At 46.4% G+C, this 19,703-nt stretch carries 17 protein-coding genes and 1 tRNA gene; all 18 read right to left on the bottom strand.

Annotated features, from left to right (window positions below; genetic code table 11):
- Window positions 1-139 precede the first annotated feature (139 nt).
- Window positions 140-3,415, bottom strand: coding sequence for a type I restriction endonuclease subunit R (locus tag EK22_RS21895; RefSeq protein ID WP_200882649.1), 3,276 nt, complete (start codon window positions 3,413-3,415; stop codon window positions 140-142).
- A gap of 161 nt (window positions 3,416-3,576) precedes the next feature.
- Window positions 3,577-4,527 (bottom strand): DUF5655 domain-containing protein, encoded by a 951-nt coding sequence (locus EK22_RS21900; protein WP_036254515.1) that lies wholly within the window; start codon window positions 4,525-4,527, stop codon window positions 3,577-3,579.
- Complete coding sequence (locus EK22_RS23385) at window positions 4,524-5,888, bottom strand: restriction endonuclease subunit S (RefSeq protein ID WP_051962027.1); 1,365 nt, start codon at window positions 5,886-5,888, stop codon at window positions 4,524-4,526. Before EK22_RS23385 ends, EK22_RS21900 begins: the two co-directional genes overlap by 4 nt.
- Window positions 5,888-8,209: a type I restriction-modification system subunit M gene (locus EK22_RS21910; RefSeq protein ID WP_036254517.1), complete on the bottom strand. Its 2,322-nt coding sequence runs from the start codon at window positions 8,207-8,209 to the stop codon at window positions 5,888-5,890. Before EK22_RS21910 ends, EK22_RS23385 begins: the two co-directional genes overlap by 1 nt.
- 653 nt (window positions 8,210-8,862) lie before the next feature.
- Window positions 8,863-9,540 carry a hypothetical protein gene (locus EK22_RS24800; protein ID WP_051962028.1) on the bottom strand — a complete coding sequence of 226 codons (678 nt, stop codon included), beginning with the start codon at window positions 9,538-9,540 and terminating at the stop codon, window positions 8,863-8,865.
- Window positions 9,540-10,013, bottom strand: coding sequence for a hypothetical protein (locus tag EK22_RS21920; RefSeq protein ID WP_036254519.1), 474 nt, complete (start codon window positions 10,011-10,013; stop codon window positions 9,540-9,542). The genes EK22_RS24800 and EK22_RS21920 overlap by 1 nt, the downstream gene beginning before the upstream one ends.
- Window positions 10,010-11,533, bottom strand: a complete 1,524-nt coding sequence (locus EK22_RS21925; protein WP_051962029.1) for a YfjI family protein — start codon at window positions 11,531-11,533, stop codon at window positions 10,010-10,012. The genes EK22_RS21920 and EK22_RS21925 overlap by 4 nt, the downstream gene beginning before the upstream one ends.
- On the bottom strand, window positions 11,530-11,964 hold the full coding sequence (locus EK22_RS24515) for a DNA primase (protein ID WP_152565196.1): 435 nt from the start codon (window positions 11,962-11,964) through the stop codon (window positions 11,530-11,532). Before EK22_RS24515 ends, EK22_RS21925 begins: the two co-directional genes overlap by 4 nt.
- Window positions 11,965-12,337: 373 nt before the next feature.
- Window positions 12,338-12,571 (bottom strand): hypothetical protein, encoded by a 234-nt coding sequence (locus tag EK22_RS24520; RefSeq protein ID WP_152565197.1) that lies wholly within the window; start codon window positions 12,569-12,571, stop codon window positions 12,338-12,340.
- Window positions 12,572-12,669: 98 nt separating this feature from the next.
- A complete protein-coding gene (locus EK22_RS21935) occupies window positions 12,670-13,566 on the bottom strand; it encodes a hypothetical protein (RefSeq protein ID WP_152565198.1) in 897 nt (298 codons plus the stop codon).
- Between the two features lie 100 nt (window positions 13,567-13,666).
- On the bottom strand, window positions 13,667-14,707 hold the full coding sequence (locus EK22_RS21940) for a tyrosine-type recombinase/integrase (RefSeq protein ID WP_051962030.1): 1,041 nt from the start codon (window positions 14,705-14,707) through the stop codon (window positions 13,667-13,669).
- 126 nt (window positions 14,708-14,833) lie between these two features.
- A tRNA-Lys gene (locus EK22_RS21945) sits at window positions 14,834-14,909 on the bottom strand.
- A 56-nt stretch (window positions 14,910-14,965) separates the two neighbouring features.
- On the bottom strand, window positions 14,966-15,640 hold the full coding sequence (gene queC / locus EK22_RS21950) for a 7-cyano-7-deazaguanine synthase QueC (RefSeq protein WP_036254525.1): 675 nt from the start codon (window positions 15,638-15,640) through the stop codon (window positions 14,966-14,968).
- A 6-nt stretch (window positions 15,641-15,646) separates the two neighbouring features.
- Window positions 15,647-16,291, bottom strand: coding sequence for a 7-carboxy-7-deazaguanine synthase QueE (gene queE, locus EK22_RS21955; protein ID WP_200882650.1), 645 nt, complete (start codon window positions 16,289-16,291; stop codon window positions 15,647-15,649).
- Entirely contained in the window at window positions 16,292-17,122 is an 831-nt protein-coding gene (ybgF, locus tag EK22_RS21960) for a tol-pal system protein YbgF (RefSeq protein ID WP_036254528.1), read from the bottom strand. It abuts the gene before it with no gap.
- Window positions 17,123-17,698: a peptidoglycan-associated lipoprotein Pal gene (pal, locus tag EK22_RS21965; RefSeq protein WP_020159992.1), complete on the bottom strand. Its 576-nt coding sequence runs from the start codon at window positions 17,696-17,698 to the stop codon at window positions 17,123-17,125.
- A gap of 61 nt (window positions 17,699-17,759) precedes the next feature.
- Window positions 17,760-19,028, bottom strand: a complete 1,269-nt coding sequence (tolB, locus tag EK22_RS21970; RefSeq protein WP_020159991.1) for a Tol-Pal system beta propeller repeat protein TolB — start codon at window positions 19,026-19,028, stop codon at window positions 17,760-17,762.
- Window positions 19,029-19,166: 138 nt separating this feature from the next.
- The coding region (locus EK22_RS21975) for a TonB family protein (protein WP_036254530.1) at window positions 19,167-19,703 on the bottom strand (537 nt) is incomplete at its 5' end.

Here is a 19,703-nt window from a genome sequence, read left to right on the forward strand (position 1 = left end):
TAATCTCTATCAGTCTCAGCATCAGCTTTTGCCAAACCATACGAAAAAAATACACATTACAAAAACAATTCATTAGAGCAGTTTACCGATTAATTTGTATATCATTATCAGTCAATCCACGCAAAATAGCAGGCGCTCATCATCCCCTAAGCAGCAAATCAAACACAATCCGTGAAAATTTCGCCGCTTTGGCTGGGTCGGACAACAATTGCATCATTTGGTTTTGATGCGCTGCACTGCTATCCAGTATTGCGCCATCAATAGCCTTTGGAAAGTCGCCCAACATGGCCTGTTCAGGGGTATTATTGTCTATCTGCTTCATGACCAGTTCATTTTCGCGGACCTTGTCTCTGATGGCATAGGCGTAATTGACCAAGTCTTTTTCAGTAAGCTGATCGGTAATAAACAGCTCATTCAACCGGCTGATAATCTGCGACAGGAATTCTTCCTTTTTATCTTTGGGTTTCGCGCTACCCAAGCCATCGCCCGGTTGCAAGTATTCAGCTGCATCTTCTTTCAGCTTTAAATCCTGTTGATGGATTTTTGACAGGCGGTAATGGCTCAGCAATACATTATCCAGATCAATTTCATCGTCATCGAGCGCTGTTTCACGCAATAGGGGACGCAGATGGCGTGCATATAAGCTCAATTTTTCCAGATCCTTATCCTTATCATCATAATCCACAATCTGCGACATAAACTCGTAGAAGCGTACAAACGTGCCTAAGTCCTTTTTAAAGATTTCCAGGGCATCTTTTTCCTGCTTGCATGCCTTAAAGCTATTCTCCGCATTGGTAATTAATACGGTATCCCCCGTTTTTTTTGTTCGCTCAAACATGTCCTTGGCCTGTTTGTACGCCGCAACTGCTGACTTATAGCGCTGTTGCCAACGCTCGACTGCCGGTTTGCAAATATTGGCAATCGCTGCACTGCTTTTACTTTTCTGTAAAAATGCCACGCAAAATTGCTCGACCTCATGCCAGCGAAAAATATTTGCCGCACGCAGTTTGTCGAACAAGTCAAAGATAAGATTAGGATCGGAAACATCCGCCAATTCAGCCGTTTGATAGTAAGGCTGAAAGGATGTGAGAATGTCTTCCGGCTCATTAAAGAAATCCAGTACAAAAGTGCCGGTTTCCGCTTTGCCAGGATAGGTACGATTTAATCGCGACAGGGTCTGCACGCACTCCACGCCCCCCAGTTTTTTATCCACGTACATGGCACAAAGCTTAGGCTGATCAAATCCGGTCTGAAACTTGTTGGCCACAATCATGACTTGGTAGTCGTCAGAATCAAAAGCTTTGCGCATATCGCGGCTTTTAAGATTCGGGTTCATATTATGCTCGGTAAATTTTTGGCCCAGCAAACCTTCGGCGTTAGGGTCTTTATGACTAAACTCGACTTCACCGGAAAAGGCCACCATGGCATGGATCTTTTTATAGCCCTTCTGGGCAATATATTTGTCAAAAGCCAATTTGTAGCGTACCGCCTCTTTGCGGGAACTGGTGACGACCATCGCCTTGGCCTGTCCACCTAACAGCCCCATCACATGGTTTTTAAAATGCTCAACAATCACCTGCACTTTTTGCGAGATGTTGTAATCATGCAGGCGTACCCATTGATTGAGTTTGACTCTGGCTTTTTTACTTTCAACTTCCTGGTCGGCTGCCTGAATTTTTAATGCCAGGTTATAGGCCACTTTATAGTTGGTGTAGTTTTTCAACACATCCAGAATAAAGCCTTCTTCTATTGCCTGACGCATGCTGTAGACATGAAAGGCTGCCGGTTTATTGGTCTTAGATGCCGGTTCACTCGGGTTCGGCAAGCGTCCGAACAATTCCAGCGTTTTGGTTTTGGGTGTGGCAGTGAAAGCGAAATAGCTCAGGTTATTGGAAGCGCGCCGTGCAGCCACAGTAGCATCCAGAATATCTTCGGTGGAAAGCTCTTCATCCCCCTCCTTGGTCTCCAACATCAATACTTCTTTTAACTGGCGTGCCGTAGAACCGGTCTGAGAGGAATGTGCCTCATCGGCAATGATCGCGTAATGCCGCTGTTTTAAGCTGACGCTGTTCTCGATGGCTTTTAAGACATAAGGAAACGTCTGGATCGTAACAATAATAATCGGCTGCGAGTTTTCCAGTGCGGCTGCCAGCTTTTCTGATTTGGAGCCATCGCCTTCCTTGTTGTTGATACGCCCGACCACTCCATCCACATGCTCAAACTGATAGATCGTATCCTGCAGCTGGGCATCCAGCACTGTTCTGTCAGTAACGATAATCACCGAATCAAACTGTTTATTGCCTCCCTGATTATAAAGTGACGATAACTGATGCGCAGTCCAGGCGATGGAATTGGATTTACCGGAACCAGCACTGTGCTGAATCAGATATTTATGTCCAGGACCTTCCGTTCGTGCCGCATGAATCAGTTTGTTGACCACGTCCCATTGATGATAGCGCGGGAAAATCAGTGCTTCTTTTTTATATTTACGCCCTTCCCAATCCTCTTTCTCTTCAATTTCCAAATGGACAAAGCGGGCAAGAATATTGAGCAGATTGTCGGGCAGTAACACCTCGTTCCATAAATAATCCGTGGCATATTGGCTGACATCCTGCGGCACATCATTACCGGCACCGCCGTCTTGAGTGCCTTTGTTAAACGGCAAAAAGAAGGTCTTGGAGCCTTCCAGTCGTGTGGCCATATAGACTTCATATTGGCTGACCGCAAAATGTACCAAGGCACCGCGTTTAAAGGTTAATAACGGTTCCGGCTTTTTAGTGGCGGGATCGACAGGAAGGCGCGTGGTCTTGTACTGCTTAATGGCAGCCTGTACTGCCTGCTTGAACTCCGATTTCAATTCCAGTGTGGCTACCGGTAAACCGTTCACAAACAGCACCAGATCAATACGCCAGGCCTTGGCTTTAGTGCCGGTTTGCGCCAACTGCTCTTCAGTCGCCCAAGGGCTGTAGACTAACTCCGGCACGACACGGAAACGGTTCTTTTTATAGCGCGCCCAGGTATCGGGATTTAATTCATGTTCAGGCTTAAACTGGCACAGGCTGAAACGAGTACCACGATCACGCAGTTCATGCCGCAGCACACCCAGAGTACCAAAAGTGCGCATTTCCTTATTGGCTGCATTGGGGTCGGCTTTATTCAGCTGCGAGGCGACACGCTCCAAGAACTTTTGCTCAGGGTTATGAGGGTACAAGGCGCAAAACTTCTGCCACTGCGCATTCTGAGTCTCTTGCACAAAACCTAACAGGTCTTCCGCATACAAAGCCAATTCGCGATTGTAGTTTTCAGGTTTGCCCAACAACCAACCGTTAGCGACTACATGACTAATGATGTCGTTTTGGAAAGCAAGTTCGTTAGCTTTACTCATAGTCCCTCTGATTGTATTTTTTTGCTTCAACTTGGCCGGTATTTTTATTATTTTCCACTGCGGCTTCCTTTTCCCTTTCTATTTATTCAGGCGCTTGCCAGTTTCTTACATCGAACTTGCCAGTGACAGGACCGGGAATTATCACAGCATAGCAATTTTAAATTTTCTTAATGGCATCAGTAGATTTTATTTCAGCTAGCCTCATAACTTTCCATAATAAGGGCTTTAGCTTTTTCAAGATCGGCCAAGTTACGAACAGATACTTCTAAGTCCCCCGTACCCCAGTGACCTATCTTCGTTACATCACGAGAAAAGCTATTTTCTTCTGCCTTCTCACCAGGAAGTTTTAGATAGATCTGCAATCTTGGGTCTCTCTGCGGCATAACAACAATGGAGACGAAATTCTTTATCTTTTTAAAGGCCGTGTAGAGTTTTAGATCTTTACGCTGTACCTCATCGCCCAATTGTTCAACAAAACTACACAGCTCATCAAAAAGAAGAACCAGCTCTGGAGAGGCTTCTGCCAAGCGTTCTGATTGAGTTTTATCCGTACTGACGCGTTTAGCTACATTTACTGATACATCATTTACCGGTACCGCGGTAACCAGAGGCTTATCTTTGGATGAATTAGGCTTTGCACTTTGGGCATTAATTAACTCGAGCAATAACAGATCCTGGCCAAAATAACGATAGCGTATAAGCTCAATATTCCGATTAATTTGCTGAATTGCATGCTCATCATAATGAGTGAAATCGGAGGCTATGCAGAGTAACCGAGCTTCACCCCATTCGATATTTTCTGCAATATCTTTCCCTAACTTTTCCATCACTAGCCATTGAAATTCTGCCTTATGATCTAACAACCAGTTTAAATAAAATAATCCTTGATTGATCACATTTTCATTACTGTGGCGCTTGTATTCGATAATGACGGGACAGTTGTTTTCATCTATCCCAAGCGAATCAATACGTCCTCTATGATTATGTCCCGTACTTTTTTCAGTAGCTAGGAAACGTACTCCCAGAAAAACATCCATATTTTTCTCGATTTGTTGCTGAAGATGTTTCTCTAAAGCTGCTGCACTGCCTACTAGCTCTATAACGTGCTGATCACCTAACGAAAAAAGTTTAATATCGCTCATAGCGTTGTTTCCATAGTTTCCATATTGGCTTTATTTAATGGTTCCTTCCGATGTCTTACATCGATTTTACCGGAAACGGCAGCGGAGATTAAGGCTGTGCGACGCTCATTAATTATTACTACAGCCTCCTCTGCTTTTTGAACTAAAAGATCAAATTTCGTTAGTTTACGCTCTATATGTTCAACGATTTCTATTTGCTCCACCATAGGTGGAATTAGAACAAAACAATCTCCCAGTTCTTCAGCGTTTAAATGTGGCTGAGCTGCTCTTGTCTTTTCTAGATCAATTTGATCATTTCTAATGTAATTGCTTAAAAGAGCATACCCTAAAAACGTAGAGAGACATTTTTCTGGCGTAACAACCATGTCGAATCCAGCGATACTTCCTTCATACTCTTTTGGAATAATCGATGAGTCACCAGTACCCGCACCACTCCTGACAACGATAATATCGCCTCTTTTCAGCCACACAATGCGGCTGATAGGAATGTCGACTGGATTAACCAAAACTAAATTTTCAGCTGATACTTTGCCCGACCGAATATTTGTCGCTCTTATCAAGGGTGTACCATTTTCTTGATATTCTGGAGGCTCTCCTATCCCATACTTAATCTTTGCAACATATTTTAAAGGAATAGTGCACCAATGCTCCGGCACATCACCCAACCACTTAACACCTGAATCGCGCATTGGGGCATTAGGATTTAAACCTTTGGTCACCGCATGGCTAATGACTGCCTGGCGTTTTTCCTTGAGCAGTTGAATCAGCTGCTGTTGTTTTTCGATCAGGACATCGATTTTGGCGGTTTCGTGGTCGAGGAAGCTGACGATTTGCTTTCTTTCAGTTTCAGGTGGTAACGGGACCTCAAAGCTATTTAAATTCCCAGTTGTTAGCTGATTAATAGTTGCTGTAAGAAAAGAGCCGGATTGGTATTCAAACAAAGGTGAATTAAAAACCTTAGATAAATAGTCATTGTATGGGCTTCTGAAAATTGACATGAACGCACCGAAAGTCATAGCTACGGCACATTCGTCAATTTGAGCATTTTTTCCAATTAATGCGCGACTACCATTTCTAGCACAAATCAATATATCACCCTTTTGAGCTATCAATTTTTGAGGAACTTTCTTATTAACGAAAACATTATCATCAAATGTTAACTTTTTATCTTGAACATTTGACGATCTAAGCACCAAAATCCCTTCACCTTCATCAACCACTTCATCCGGTGAATATGTTAAGCCAATTATCGCTTCACCAAGATACTTTAACCGTTTAACTCCCCAATGAGTTGGTATTTGATTCAGCCATCCTAAGTGCGCTGGCTTATATTCTGGATACGCCTGATATTTCCCTACCATTATGAATGCACCTCTTGCAGCAACTTCATAATCTCGGCTGAAACCATATCAAGATCAGCATCAATCTCGGCCAAATCTCGTGGCGGCTGATACTGATAGAAATGCCGGTTAAATGGGATTTCATAACCGACAATGCCAATCTCCTGATCCTTGTCGTCTTTTTTGCTGGCATCTATCCAGGCATCAGGCACATGCGGTTGTACTTCTTTGGCAAAGTAAGCTTCGTTAATTTCATTAACTGACTTGGAAGGATCAAGGGAGACGTTTTCATTATCGCGCAGATCACCATCAGCCTGGTATTCCAGCACCTGACCGTTGACTTCAAACAGCCCATAAATCGGATTGGCTTTGCCTTTATGCACTTTTTTGATGACTTTTTCGGCAGTTGGGTTTTTCCAGCTCACTGCATCCGTTATCTGTTTTTTCTCTTTGGCATCTAAGGTAATAGCTTGTTCTTTACAGGCAGCTTTTACGGCATCTTCAAAGCCATTCATATCATCATATTGCGCTGCGCCAATGACCTGTTGCAGTTGTCTGGCTTTCAGCAGGACTTGTCTCTGGTCAAGCCAGGTTTTTTGATCAAGCAGGTCTTTAATTTGCTTTTCTTTTAGCTCGGCAAAGTGAGCCTTGATGTAGTTGCGAATGGACTCTTCATGTTCTGTCAAATCGCCATACAGCTTGCAGCCTTCATCATCTGACCAGTTCGTGCCGTACTCGTTATATGTCCATTTCATGGCTGCGTTTAAAGGACCGGAAGCAAAGCGGCATTCAGCGATGCGTTCATCGCTGAACTGGTACGACAGGCGCAGAGGACGCTCGATCGTGATACGCCGATAGCCAAATTCATAGGTATTGAAAATTTTGCTGGCAAAGGTTTTAGCTGCTTCAGCTTTTGAATTGTCTGGTTGGCGACCGCGATTGCTTCTTTGCTCAGCAGGTTTATCCAATTCATGGGCATCAACCGCTTCAAAATAACCAAAGGTACGGGTAATGGTGGCGATGTCGTTTTCATCCATGACATTGCGTTTGGAGCCTAAAGACTTACGCATCTTGCCACACAGGTTGACGCCATTAATCAGTTGCACCTTGCCTTTGCGTTGCGGATCTTTTTTATTGGACAGCACCCAAACATAAGTAGCAATGCCGGTGTTGTAGAACATATCGGTAGGTAGCGCGACAATGGCTTCCAGCAAGTCAGCTTCGAGAATGTAACGGCGGATTTCTGATTCACCGGAACCCGCGCCACCGGTAAACAGCGGTGAGCCGTTCAGGATAATACCAATACGAGCACCTCCTCCCGATGCATCGCGCAGCTTGCTGATCAGGTGCAGCAGGAATAACAATGATCCGTCGGAGACTCTGGGTAGGCCGGGCCCAAAACGACCATCAAAACCTTTAAGGGTGTGTTCGTCTTTAATGTCCTGCTCAATCTTTTTCCAGTCGACGCCAAACGGTGGATTGGAAAGCATGTAATCGAATTTATTGGCGTAGAGTTGATCATTCGACAGAGTGTTGCCCAGCTTGATATTGCTGACGTCCTGGCCTTTGATCAGCATGTCGGCTTTACAGATGGCATAACTCTCTGGGTTGAGTTCCTGGCCAAAAGCGCGCATGACTGCCTGCGGGTTTAACTCATGCACATATTCCATGCCCGAAGAAAGAAAGCCGCCCGTTCCTGCGGTAGGATCATAGATGGTGCGGATAATGCCTGGCTTGGTTAAGGCATCATCATCTTCCATAAACACCAGTGAAGTGGTCAGGCGGACAATATCACGCGGGGTAAAGTGTTCTCCGGCGGTATCATTGGAGCTTTCAGCAAATCGGCGTATCAGCTCTTCAAACACCAACCCCATCTCATGATTGGAAATGGCCTTGGGGCTTAAATCCGATTGCCTCACCTTTTGCACGATTTTGTAGAGCAGGTTGGAATCATTCAGCTGACCGATAAACTCGGCAAACTTAAAGTGCTCAAAAATCTCGCGAGCATCTTTAGAGAAACCCTGAATATAGGATTCCAGATTGTTTTTGATGCTGGACTCACCCAGTTTGGAAAGATCCATTTTTGAGGTATTAAAGAATGATAAGCCACCGGTGGCGCGCAGTAACAATTTTTCCTGAGCTTCTTCCGGCAAGTTCATTTTCAGAACTTTTTCATGTTCCTCCAGCACCTTCTCCTTGCTATCTTCCAATACACATTCAAGCCTGCGTAACAGGGTAAACGGCAGGATGATACGTCCATATTGGCTTTGTCTAAAATCACCACGTAATAAATCGGCCAGGGTCCAGATATAGGCCGCGAGGTTGTTGGTTCTTTGAGTCATTTACTACTTTTCCAATGAATACTGAGCCCGGCCTAATTGTTTTCAATAAATGCAGGGATTTGTTGTTAGCAAGCTTCAGAGTGAAACCCTCTCACACTGTTTTTTATTCTTAATCAGTTCCATTCAGTCTGAATTTTGCCAATCAGGGACATTGCGATAATGGTAGAGCATCATACTATTTAAATGATGCAATTTGGGGTTGTTTTGATACTGAAATTTAAGCTTATCGGGCAAACATCAAATTGCACAAACTATTTTCTCTTGCTTTAGAAATTACATTAATCAGAACTACTATATTATTTTTTCATATTTGTTTAAATAATTGCTGATTAATTGCTACTTTCAAAAACAAAGATATTTTTTTGTTAGTGGCTTAACTTGCGATTGTAAAACAGCGCCGAATATTTGCTAGCTTTAGCATCCATATTAAAATCCCATCAATAATAATTAAGTATTTAAAAAACAAAGTACTAATCATTTTAATAATCAATTTGTATGACCTTTATCGGCAAATTTTCCGCGCCGCTTCACACTCATATTTTACATACTATTTTTCCTTCCATTCCCGGCACTGACGTAAATAGTCATTTAACAATTTCATTGTTTCTAACCATTTACGAGAACGCATCCCGTGCTTAATTGAATTATTTGCGCTAGCCGCCTTGCCTTTTTCTGTTTTTGGCCCGGTTGACTGCTGCCACGGCTTCCAGGTCTTGATCAGCGCCGCTTGTCGTGCTCGTCGTTCGGGTGTCCAGCCGTTTGCCATTGTTGACCTCCAATAGTTCGTTTGATGAATTGTTAAAATTTTCCGCGCGAGGCGCAACACCGTTATTGACCTGTTGCGGACCATGGGCAATGTTGGCCTGTTTCACGAAGGCCACCGGCTGCGGATTCTTTATCTCGGCCAGCGTTTGCAATGTAGTCCGGCACTGAGTTTGAGCCTTTAACGCCAATTTCATGTATGCTTCCATCGCCGGCAAGTACTCGCCCATATTCATGGCCGCTCGGCGCGCCATCTCGATGAAGATTTTGTCCAATGTTACCGCCTGGGCTGCTAAAGTAGCCTCTACATTTGACATATCACCCTCCTGTACTTTTTTCACCTCTTCCTTCATCACGGCAAAGGATTCAGTCAAGTTAAGCTCACCTACTGTGCCTTTGGCAAAAGTGTTAGCGGTTACCATATTACCGGCGATGGGCAATATTCCGAGTTCTGTCAGCAGTCGTTCTTTGCTCTTGTCGCCCTCCTGCTTTATCTTCAAGGTATCGTTGGCAGTTTGGGTCGATGCTGATTTGGCAGCTTTTTTAGCCGCGGTTTTTTTAGATGTCATTACTGGGTCCTCTGATACTGGGCTTCAATCATATTATTCTGTCTTTCGGCCAAACTGGCTAACCCTGGCCAGCGTTGTTTACCGATACGTTGATCAGACTCGTTGGCTTTTGGCATATAACCTTCACAGCGCCGCGGCAAGTCATCTATTGGTCGATAATGCCTAGCCGCCTGTATTTCACCGCGCCAAGCTGCTAGACAACGACCTGCCGATAGATTGGCGCACGCTGAACAATGCCGTCGATCATCCATAAACCGCACCTCATCGGCTCGTAGCGCTAAAGCAGATCGAGAGAATTGGCTAGGCGGAACATCAACCAGTACCAGTGCTTCATTATCAGAATTTGCGACAGCGACAGTTGCGACGTTCGCGACACTTTCCTCCATTAATGGTTCGTTTGTCGCAGGTGTCGCAAGTGTCAATGTCGCAAGTTTCCGTAAACCATCTTTTTGGATCAGGGCCGATAAGATCATGCCACAGCCTCCCCCAACAACTGCGGATTGATCCGAAGCTCTTTCCGACGACCTTCCTGTACTTCGCGCACGCGCCCTAGCTCCTCCAATTCTTTCAGAGCTTTGCTCAACGGGTCTTTATCGCGTACCGGCCCCAACCTTTGCAGATCACGCCGTGAAATGAAGTCAGTTTGTCGCCCCTGACAGTAAGCCAGCAGCCAATTGTCCAAACGTACGGCATTAGCCACTTCCGCTGGCAAGGCCAATTCACCAAAGAAACGTCGTGCTTCATGCAAATGCCAAGCGACAATGCGACTGGCACACGCAAACGAATCAGAACCAACAGTTCCTTCCAATCCATATTCAAACACATGAAACAAAGCTGCCAATCGTGCCGCATTATCAGCACTCTTGCTGGCCACATCGCGCACGTCGTAGAGTTCACCACCACTGCGCAATTCTCTTTCCAGGGCATCATGAAAGTTGATCCAGTCGAACTTTGCCTCTGGTGTAAAAGTGAGCAGTATAGGCTTCAATGTTCCTTCCTCATCAAGAGGCGCTTGGGTATTGAGAATCTCGGTCAGTCGCTGGCGATACGCTGCCAGTTTTGGCCAATCTTTCGGTGCTTCCGTAAACGGACGATAACCTTGCGTCGATGACGGCCAAGCCACCAGAAACCGGGCCAAAAAGCCTGTCCCGCGTGCCAGTCCGCCCGAGCGATCAAAGAAGCTGCGCAAGGTCGCTTCCTGCACCTGTAACGCCACGGTCAATCGTGCCCCTTGTACGGTAAAGGATTCTGAAGTTCGTCGCCCTACCGATAATGAGCCGCCATCCCAAAGAATATTCAGCAGCCCCAGATTGCGCATAATGGTATCCTTGCCCATACCATGCGCGCCAAACACCACCCCAGCCTCGCTGGATAAAATGCCTCCCGATGGCCACTCTCTGGCCAGCATATATGCCAAATGTTCAGGCGTTTCATCACCATGAATTAGCTTAGGAACACGCAGCGGCTCAGGTTTATCGTATTCCAGCTGGGCCAAGGTATCGCGCAGATCAGCCGCTGACTTACCTTTTTTACCGGCATCTTTGATGGCCGATAATAAGCCTTCTCGTTCGGCATTCCAGGCCGATAGCGCTGCAGCTTGGTCTTTCAATAGCGGCTTAGCCAGTTCTGACTGCTCCTGCTGGTAAGCATGGATAGGCTGACTGAAAAAGCCATCACAGGTTGACTTACGCTCACCGGAATCGGCAATAGTCAGCAAGAACAAACTGGCAGGGCCAGTCAGTTTTTCAGCACGCTGTATATCAACATGCGCCTGAGCCGCCACGGACAGCGATGCCAAGGCTGATGAAGCCACCAGAGGTACCGGTGCCTTGGTAAAGCCCAGCACCTCTTCCACGGCTCCCCGAATCGTATCAGGCAAGGCATCTAACGGATAATCAAGCGCCTGTATTTTTTCAGTCAAAGGTTGAGGATTAGGCCAATCTGCGAAAGGATCAGCAATGCCTAGTTCGTTTAATCTGTCATGCAGCGTCATTTGGATACCTCCATCTGAAGACGCATCACGCACTGGTAGGCTTGTTTGACGCGTTGATAATCGGCATCGGATAAAGCCCGTTTGCTCATGGCATCGCTCCAAGCTAATGCCAAAATGGTGGCCTCCTGCACTAACAGCGGAAATAATTCATAGGCGCTGAATTTCGGCAGGCTGGACTTTTGCCCATAACGATCATTCACGCGCTCCGGAAACAGATCCGCCATATCCAGACCGATGGCCTGCAATATCTCAGCTACATCGCAACCGGCAAAGCAATGAATCAGAATCCGATCATTTGCTTCTCGTATGGCCAATGATGGGGAACGGTCATCATGAGCGGGACACCGTGCCAGCCACTTGCCTGGTCCGGTTTGCCTGACATGCTCCAGTTGTCCCAGTATCTGATGGATTCTTGATGAAAGGGCCTTCAAAATAAAGATCCTCCCACCATACTCACCCAGGCCATCAGCCGATAACAAGCTGCTCTCAGTGCCAGGACAATTTGATTTAAATGTGAACTACAAATAATTTTTTGAGCCGTTTGGATGTCCTCACACTCGGCGGTTTTATTATTTTTAATCATATTTCTTCTATGCGATAAAAATAGCGTTGAGATGTTCAAAGCGACTATAAAAACCAGCGTTGATTTGAACACTGACACTGTCTTTATATAAATTCACTGTAGTTGTCTGGTACAAGCCGCGTAAACTCTGCAATCTATCCGCATTTCGTATGCGATACCGGCTATCTGTGCCCGATTTTCCGAATCGGTAGCCGATTGCATAGATGCGGATTCATGCCGAATTACGCGCCTCTACGATCAGCTAAGCACTGAACAAAAGTTGGAATATGGACTAGAAAATTTCTTGAAGTGACTTTTACGAACGCTTTAGCAAAGCCGTTATAGTCGCGATTCTTGAATAGCCAGTTAAACTCTGACTCTTTCAGCGGATTATCTGGATGTTGGGAAAATTTATTTTTAGGACAATATTCGCCTAATGAAGCGCTTGCAGTTGAAGCGGGTTCGTTTTGTGACATTTGAAAGCCTCACACGTTGTTTAAAAATGTGAGGCTATAGTAATCCAGCGTTAACGTATTATTTCGTGGGCTAGATTATACTGAACGGGAACTAATTTCTACTTAACAGTACTATTTATCCATTTGCTTATTTCTCGCTCCATTTTATCCAGACTTAAAGGAGGTTCGCCTGTTTGGGGCCAAAACATCAGCGATTTTTCGTCTATCATCTTTGCTATTTTAGTTGCTTCATATTTTCCTGCGCCATTCTGACACTGCTCAGGCCAATGACTGATTACATTTAGTGCCGCACCTAAAACTTGCTCACGATTTTTAGCAAATCTTTCTGCATTAGCATGAGTCTTTTTTTTCGTAAATTGAGATTGTTTGGGTAATTGCTCAATTTGCAATCTCAAACGAGCATTTTCAAAAAACAAATAATCATTTTCTCTCGTATCATTATTCGAAATTTCAAAATCCGGATCGTACGCTTTTGATGCCAAAAGTTGTGAAGCTCTCAAAATTGCTTGATATATAAATTCTGTATAACTAGCTGCTTCCCAGGTAAATAATTCATAGCCAGAGCCCTCTTCAATATTAATTCCTCTACAAACTAACCAGTCTGTTATTTGACTACTATCAACAAAAGTTCGCTTTGGATCAATCGCACCATCAACAAATCTTCCTACAAGACTTGGCTCGATCTCTTTTTTACATATACTTTTAATCAACTGGTCAGATAGCCATTCTTGTATTGGCTTCAATAGTTCTGAATCTGAGATATTCGGTTTGCTTAGCTGATACAATGAGTCTAAGTCAGCATCCTTAATGCATTCAGGAACAGAGCCTGAATAAGCCAATACTCTTGCAAATCCAAAACATGCATCCCAGAGAGTTATTATGGGTATTTCTTCAATTAAGTCCCATATAAAATCATGATATTGTTTTGTTTGATAAGCTTGATCCAGGGCGGCATGACATACTTCAGGTTTATAATTTTCATCACAATCTGGCATTAGCAACTCCATTAAAGTGCAAATTATTAAGATAAGGAAGCCAACGAAGCGGTTAATGATTCCACTTTTCGAATGCCCGTCCTAAGCTGGCTAAACTAGACTATAGGCTTATCGCCCTATTCATTGTGTCATTCAATACTTGCGATTTATGCTCTGTCGATAAATGAGCATAGCGGTCGGTACTGACTAAAGATTTATGCCCAAGAATTTCGGCAATCTCTTTTAGCGTTTTACCATCACGCGCCAAGGTGCTGGCTACGTCGTGCCGCATGTCATGCCAACGAAAATTTTTAATGTTCGCGGCTTTCAGACAATTGGTCCACTGTTTTTTATAATCGAATGGTTTGTTGGGATCGGTGCTGGATGGAAACAATAGGCTACTGCCTATTTCCCGGTGTTTTTTGAGTTCATCCATAATAACGCTGGGGATTGGCGTGTGACGGGGCGTGCCGTTCTTGGTATCGGCTAACAGCGCCAGTCCTTTGTCAAAGTCGATATCCTGCCAGCATAACCGATCCAATTCACCCTTGCGCATGCCGGTAGTCAGCGCCATCAAAACTTTCAGATAGAACTTGCCGCCAATGGCTTTAGCCGCTTTCAGTAGCCGGGGCTTTTCTTCATCAGAAAGGTAACGGACGATCTTGTTGTCGACCTTGAGTGAACGGACGCGCTTACAGGGATTGTCATCAATATATTGCTCCAGAATACTGTCATCCTCTTGCAGCAAGGTGGCGTAGTCCAGAATGGCTGATAAGACAGCCAGATGCTTATTGTAGGTGGCTGGGGCTTGTGACTTTTTCGGCTTAAGGGTATCACGGATCAATTCGGGGGTAATATCGCTTAAGAGGTATTTGCCTAAGCGTTTTTCCCACCATAAGACCAATCTGGCCCGATCATGGTCTTTGCCGGTCCACCAGCGCATGTATTCATCCGCTAAACGACTGAACTTGATGGTGCAGGGCTTAATACCCTTGGCAATATATTCCTGGGATTCCAAAACGGCGCGATTACCCCAAATACGAGCATCCTGTTTACGTCGGAAGGTTTTAGTTTTAATGCCCTTGCCAGATTTGGTAAGAATGGTGCGGTAACGGGTTTCCCCGTTCTTGAGGCCAACTTTGATGATGTGAAAATTGAGCATCTGTGTATTCTCATTCTTGAGATTAAAAAAACAAGACTACCTATAAAATCACTGTAGTCGATGGTTTTAGTACACAGTTACTAAGGCTTGATCTCCTTCTAAGCCCTTGACTTGCTTGAGTTTTGTTGGTGGGTCGTGTGCGATTCGAACGCACGACCATCGCATTAAAAGTGCGGTGCTCTACCGGCTGAGCTAACGACCCTCAACAAAGAATGCTCATTATAAAGATTAATTCGGTTCTTGCAACCTTTTTTTAATTTATTTTTGATATTGGGTTGGATCTGCTATTCCGGCTTCGGTAAATCCGGTTTTTCTTAGACGGCAGGCGTCGCATACACCGCATGCGCGGCCTTGCTCATCAGCGGAATAACAGGAAACCGTGCGATTGTAATCCACGCCCAGTTCGGTGCCCAGTTTGATGATTTCGGCTTTGCTGAGTGAGATCAACGGCGTATGGATTGTAAAATGCTCACCTTCCACGCCCGCTTTGGTGGCCAGATTCGCCAGGTGCTGGAATGCCTTGATAAATTCAGGCCGACAGTCGGGATAGCCGGAATAGTCGACGGCGTTGACGCCGATAAAGATGTCGTGGGCGTTCAACACTTCCGCCCAGCCCAGCGCGAAAGACAGAAAGATGGTGTTTCTGGCCGGCACGTAAGTGACCGGAATGCCTTCCTGGGCCGTATCGGGCACGGCGATATGTTCATCGGTAAGAGCCGATCCGCCAATTGAGCTTAAACCGATATTGATGACTTTATGCTCTTCAACGCCGTAGTCAGTCGCTATCCGCGCGGCCGCTTTCAGCTCGGCATTATGCCGCTGGCCGTAATCGAAACTTAAGGCATAACATTTAAACCCCTGCTGTTTGGCAAGGGCGAGTACGGTAATTGAATCTAATCCGCCTGACAGCAGGATAACGGCTTTTTTTGACATTTCAGTTTATTTACCCCGGGCATCATCCCAAAGTATTTTATGGAGTTGTACTTGAAAGCGAACAGGCAGCCTGTCGCGCAGGATCTTTTCGGCCAGTTCGGTCGGATTCTGCTGCCCCATGGTCGGCGAAAACAGGATTTCGCAGCGGCCTGGCAGATTATGTTCGGCCAGGATCGCTTTCGACCATTCATAGTCTTCGTCATTGCCGATCACGAACTTGACCTGATCGTTAGGTGTCAGGTAGTCGATGTTTTGGTAGCGATTTTTGCCTAATTCGCCCGAGCTGGGCGTTTTTAGATCCATGACTTTGCTCACGCGCGGATCAACGCCAGACACGTCCAACGCGCCGCTGGTTTCCAGCGAGACGACATAGCCCTTGTCGAGCAGTCTTGTCATTAATTCCAGGCACGAGGGCTGGGCCAGCGGTTCTCCGCCCGTGACGGTCACATGGCGGGTCGCGTATTGCTCAACCTGATCGATAATGGCATCGATCTCTGTTTTCGTGCCGCCGGTGAAGGCATAGGCGGTATCGCAATAGACGCATCTTAACGGGCAACCGGTAAGCCGAATAAAAACCGTGGGCAGTCCTACGGTATTCGACTCACCTTGTAGCGAATGGAAAATTTCGGTTATGCGTAATGAACTCACAATCTAAGGCTTGGCAACTTCAATCTGCAGCAATTTCTTTTTTGCCAGATAAGCTGCAGTTGAGCTGGGGTAATCGCTAGTAATGCGGGTTAAATAATCACGCGCTTTGGCCCAGTTTTTCTGATCAAATTCAATATATCCCAGCTTCAATAACGCGTCAGGCACTTTGGCACTGCTTGGGTAATTCTGGATAACCGCGTTAAAAGCCTTGCGTGCCGCATCGATGTCCTGGTTGACTTTATACGCCTCGCCTAGCCAGTACTGGGCATTGCTGGCATATGTGCCGTTAGGGTACTGGCTGATGAAGTTATTGAATTCCGTGATTGATTGATTGGTATGCCCTCTTCTTAAGGCTTCATACGCTTGCTGGTATTGTTGTTTTTCAGCATCCGAAGCCTGGGGCGCAGCCGGTTGCTGCACGGCGGGCGCGGGCGCGCTTACCGCTGGCGCAGCTGGCTCGGCCGTATTAGCGGCCGGGTCAACGGCGCTTTCCTGCTCCAGCGGGGCTTCAACATCCGCTGGAACACTACCAGTCGTATTACTCTCGATGCTGTGCAGGCGCTCATCAAAGTCGGAATACATGGTGTTCTGACTTTTTTTCAGCTCTGCAATCTGATGAGCCTGCTCTTCCACTTTGCCTGTCAGCTGCTGCACTTCGGTTTGCAATCGATCCAGGCGTCCCATTAGCTCATAAACGGCATTAGCCGGGATTGCGCCGGGATTGGCCGTCCCGGCGGGATAGGTTGAGTAATCAACAACCGGCGGCAGTGATCTCGGCTCTGCGTTAGCAGTCGTGATGCAGGCGCACAGCAGCATGAGTAAACGCGTTTTCATTTAGTTGCCTTGATAAACCAGTTCAACACGACGATTCAGTTCCCAGGATGATTCATCATGCCCGAATGCGGCCGGTTTTTCTTCACCGTAACTGACAATTTCCAGCTGGCTGTCACTGACGCCCTGCACTTTCATCATGCTGGCGACCGATTTTGCCCGCTGTTCACCCAATGCGATGTTGTATTCGCGAGAACCGCGCTCATCACCATGGCCTTCCAGCACGATGCGCTGCCCGGGATTGGCAAGCAAATATTGCGAGTGCGCGGCAATGACCGGCACAAAATCCTGTTGGACTTGACTGCTGTCCAGCATGAAATAAATGGTTTGTTTTGATAGCGGGTTACTCGGATCGCTAAATTCAGGTCCCAAGCCGCCTGCGCTGCCAAAACCGCCCCCCATTTCCGAACCGGAGAAGCCGGAACCATTATTGAAGCCGCTGGTCGAGGCGTCGTTGATACCGGCCGCGTTGCTTTGGCTGCCGTCAGTCAGGCCGAGTTCCTCTTCATCAGTTGTGCCACAAGCTGTCAAGATGGTTGCACTGATTGCCAATGCCAATATTGTTCTATTCAATTTCATCTTTAATTTCCAAAAATAAGTGATTAATTTTACTCAAAAAAACAGTTTACAGCCAACAACTCTAGGGGGACCATGCCGGTTCACGCACTTCACTGCTATCAAAAACCAACTTTTGCTGCATTTTACCATCGATTGATACAGCCGATAAGTAACCCACACCGCCTTTTCGTGAAGCATACAATATCAAACTGCCGTTCGGGGCAAAACTGGGGGATTCATCCAGGCGCCCTTCCGTCAATACGTTTACGGTACGGGTCGCCATATCCATTACGGCGATACGATAATCGCCGCGGTTGCCATGCACCATGGCTAAATTTTTACCGTCAGGTGAAAAACTGGCGCCTGCATTGTAATCGCCGGTAAACGTCAGCCTTTTTTCCTGGCCGCCCGTGCTGGGCATGATATACAGTTGAGGCTTGCCGCCTCTATCCGATGTAAAAACGATATGGCTGCCGTCGGGCGACCAGGTCGGCTCGGTATCGATCGCGTAGCTTTGAGTCAGCTTGGTTAATGAGCGCGTGGACAGATTTAACACATAAATATCGGGGTTGCCGTCCTTGGACAGGGTGAGAGCCAGTTTCTGCCCGTCGGGCGACCAGGCCGGCGCGCCATTGATGCCGGGGAACTCGGCCACTTTTTGCCGTTCACCTGTCGCCAGCGTCTGCACATAAATCGCCGCCGTTTTTCTCTCAAACGAGACATAGGCCACTTGTCTGCCGTCAGGCGACCAGGCCGGCGACATCAGCGGCTCAGGCGATGACGCGATAGTTTGGGGATTAAACCCGTCGACATCAGCGACTTGTAATTGGTGTATACGCTGCTTGTTGCCTTGTGACTGGCTGGTGATATAAATGATCCGGCCGCTAAAGATCCCTTTGTTACCGGTCAGCTTTTCAAAAATAATATCGCTGATATGGTGTGCTGTTCGGCGCAATTCAGAGGCCGGTGAGGTCATGCGATAGCCCAGCACCTGGGTGCCTTTATAGACATCGAATACCTGAAACTGAATATTGTATTGTCCAGCCTGTTCGGTTACCTGCCCGATCACCAGATAATTCTGGCCTAAGGCCTGCCACTCGTTAAATCTGACCGCTTCCGCCGTGCTTGGCCTGCTCAGCATATTCTGTTCATCCAGCGTTTTGAAGTAACCGCTGCGCCCCAAGTCCGAGTTCACGATAGAGCCAATATTGACGGGCATGCCGGTTGACCCTTGAAAACCGAAAGGAACCACGGCAATAGGCATTGCGCTCTCGATGCCTTCGGTAATTTCAATACTCATTTCAGCGTGGTTCACGGGCGCATAAAAACCAATCAGGCCGACTAACAACATTCTTCTAAAAAAACTCACATTATTTCCTCTGACACTTGACTCAAAAAACCGGTTGAAAGCTTCGCGGCACCTGCCTCTGGCAACGCATTTCCAGCTGCTTATATCCAGAAAAACCGTCGGATTAGAAGCATAAATTTATCATTTTGGTTCAAACACAAATTTAAACGATCTAAATTCTTTGCTAAACAATTCTTTATCCGTAGGCACGGGCAGCGGCTGAGCTTTTAAAACCGCGTTGACTGCGGAATTATCAAAATACTGATCGCCACTCGATGCAATGATAACCGGCTCACCGATGACTTTCCCTCCGGAAGTCAACCTGACTTGAATAGTGCATTTTATTCCGGTTGTAGCAGAAGGCGAACGAATCCAGCTTCTATTGACTTTTTTCTGAATGGCATCTTTTGCCGCCATTAAAGCCTGGGATTGAGCATCGGCTTTAGCTCTGGCCGCTTCCACGGCAGCTTTTGCTTTTGCAATTTCCGCCTGCTCTGCCGCCGCCTTAGCCGCTGCAATTCTTTCCGCCTCCGCCTTTTCTGCCGCAGCCCTCTCTGCTGCCGCTTTTTCGGCCGCTGCTTTCTCCGCTGCTGCTTTCTCCGCTGCTGCTTTCTTTGCCGCCGCTTTCTCGGCTGCCGCCTTCTTTGCCGCCGCTTTCTCGGCCGCTGCTTTCTCCGC

Origin of the sequence: Methylobacter sp. BBA5.1, assembly GCF_000746145.1 — a bacterium.
Taxonomy (GTDB): domain Bacteria; phylum Pseudomonadota; class Gammaproteobacteria; order Methylococcales; family Methylomonadaceae; genus Methylobacter; species Methylobacter marinus.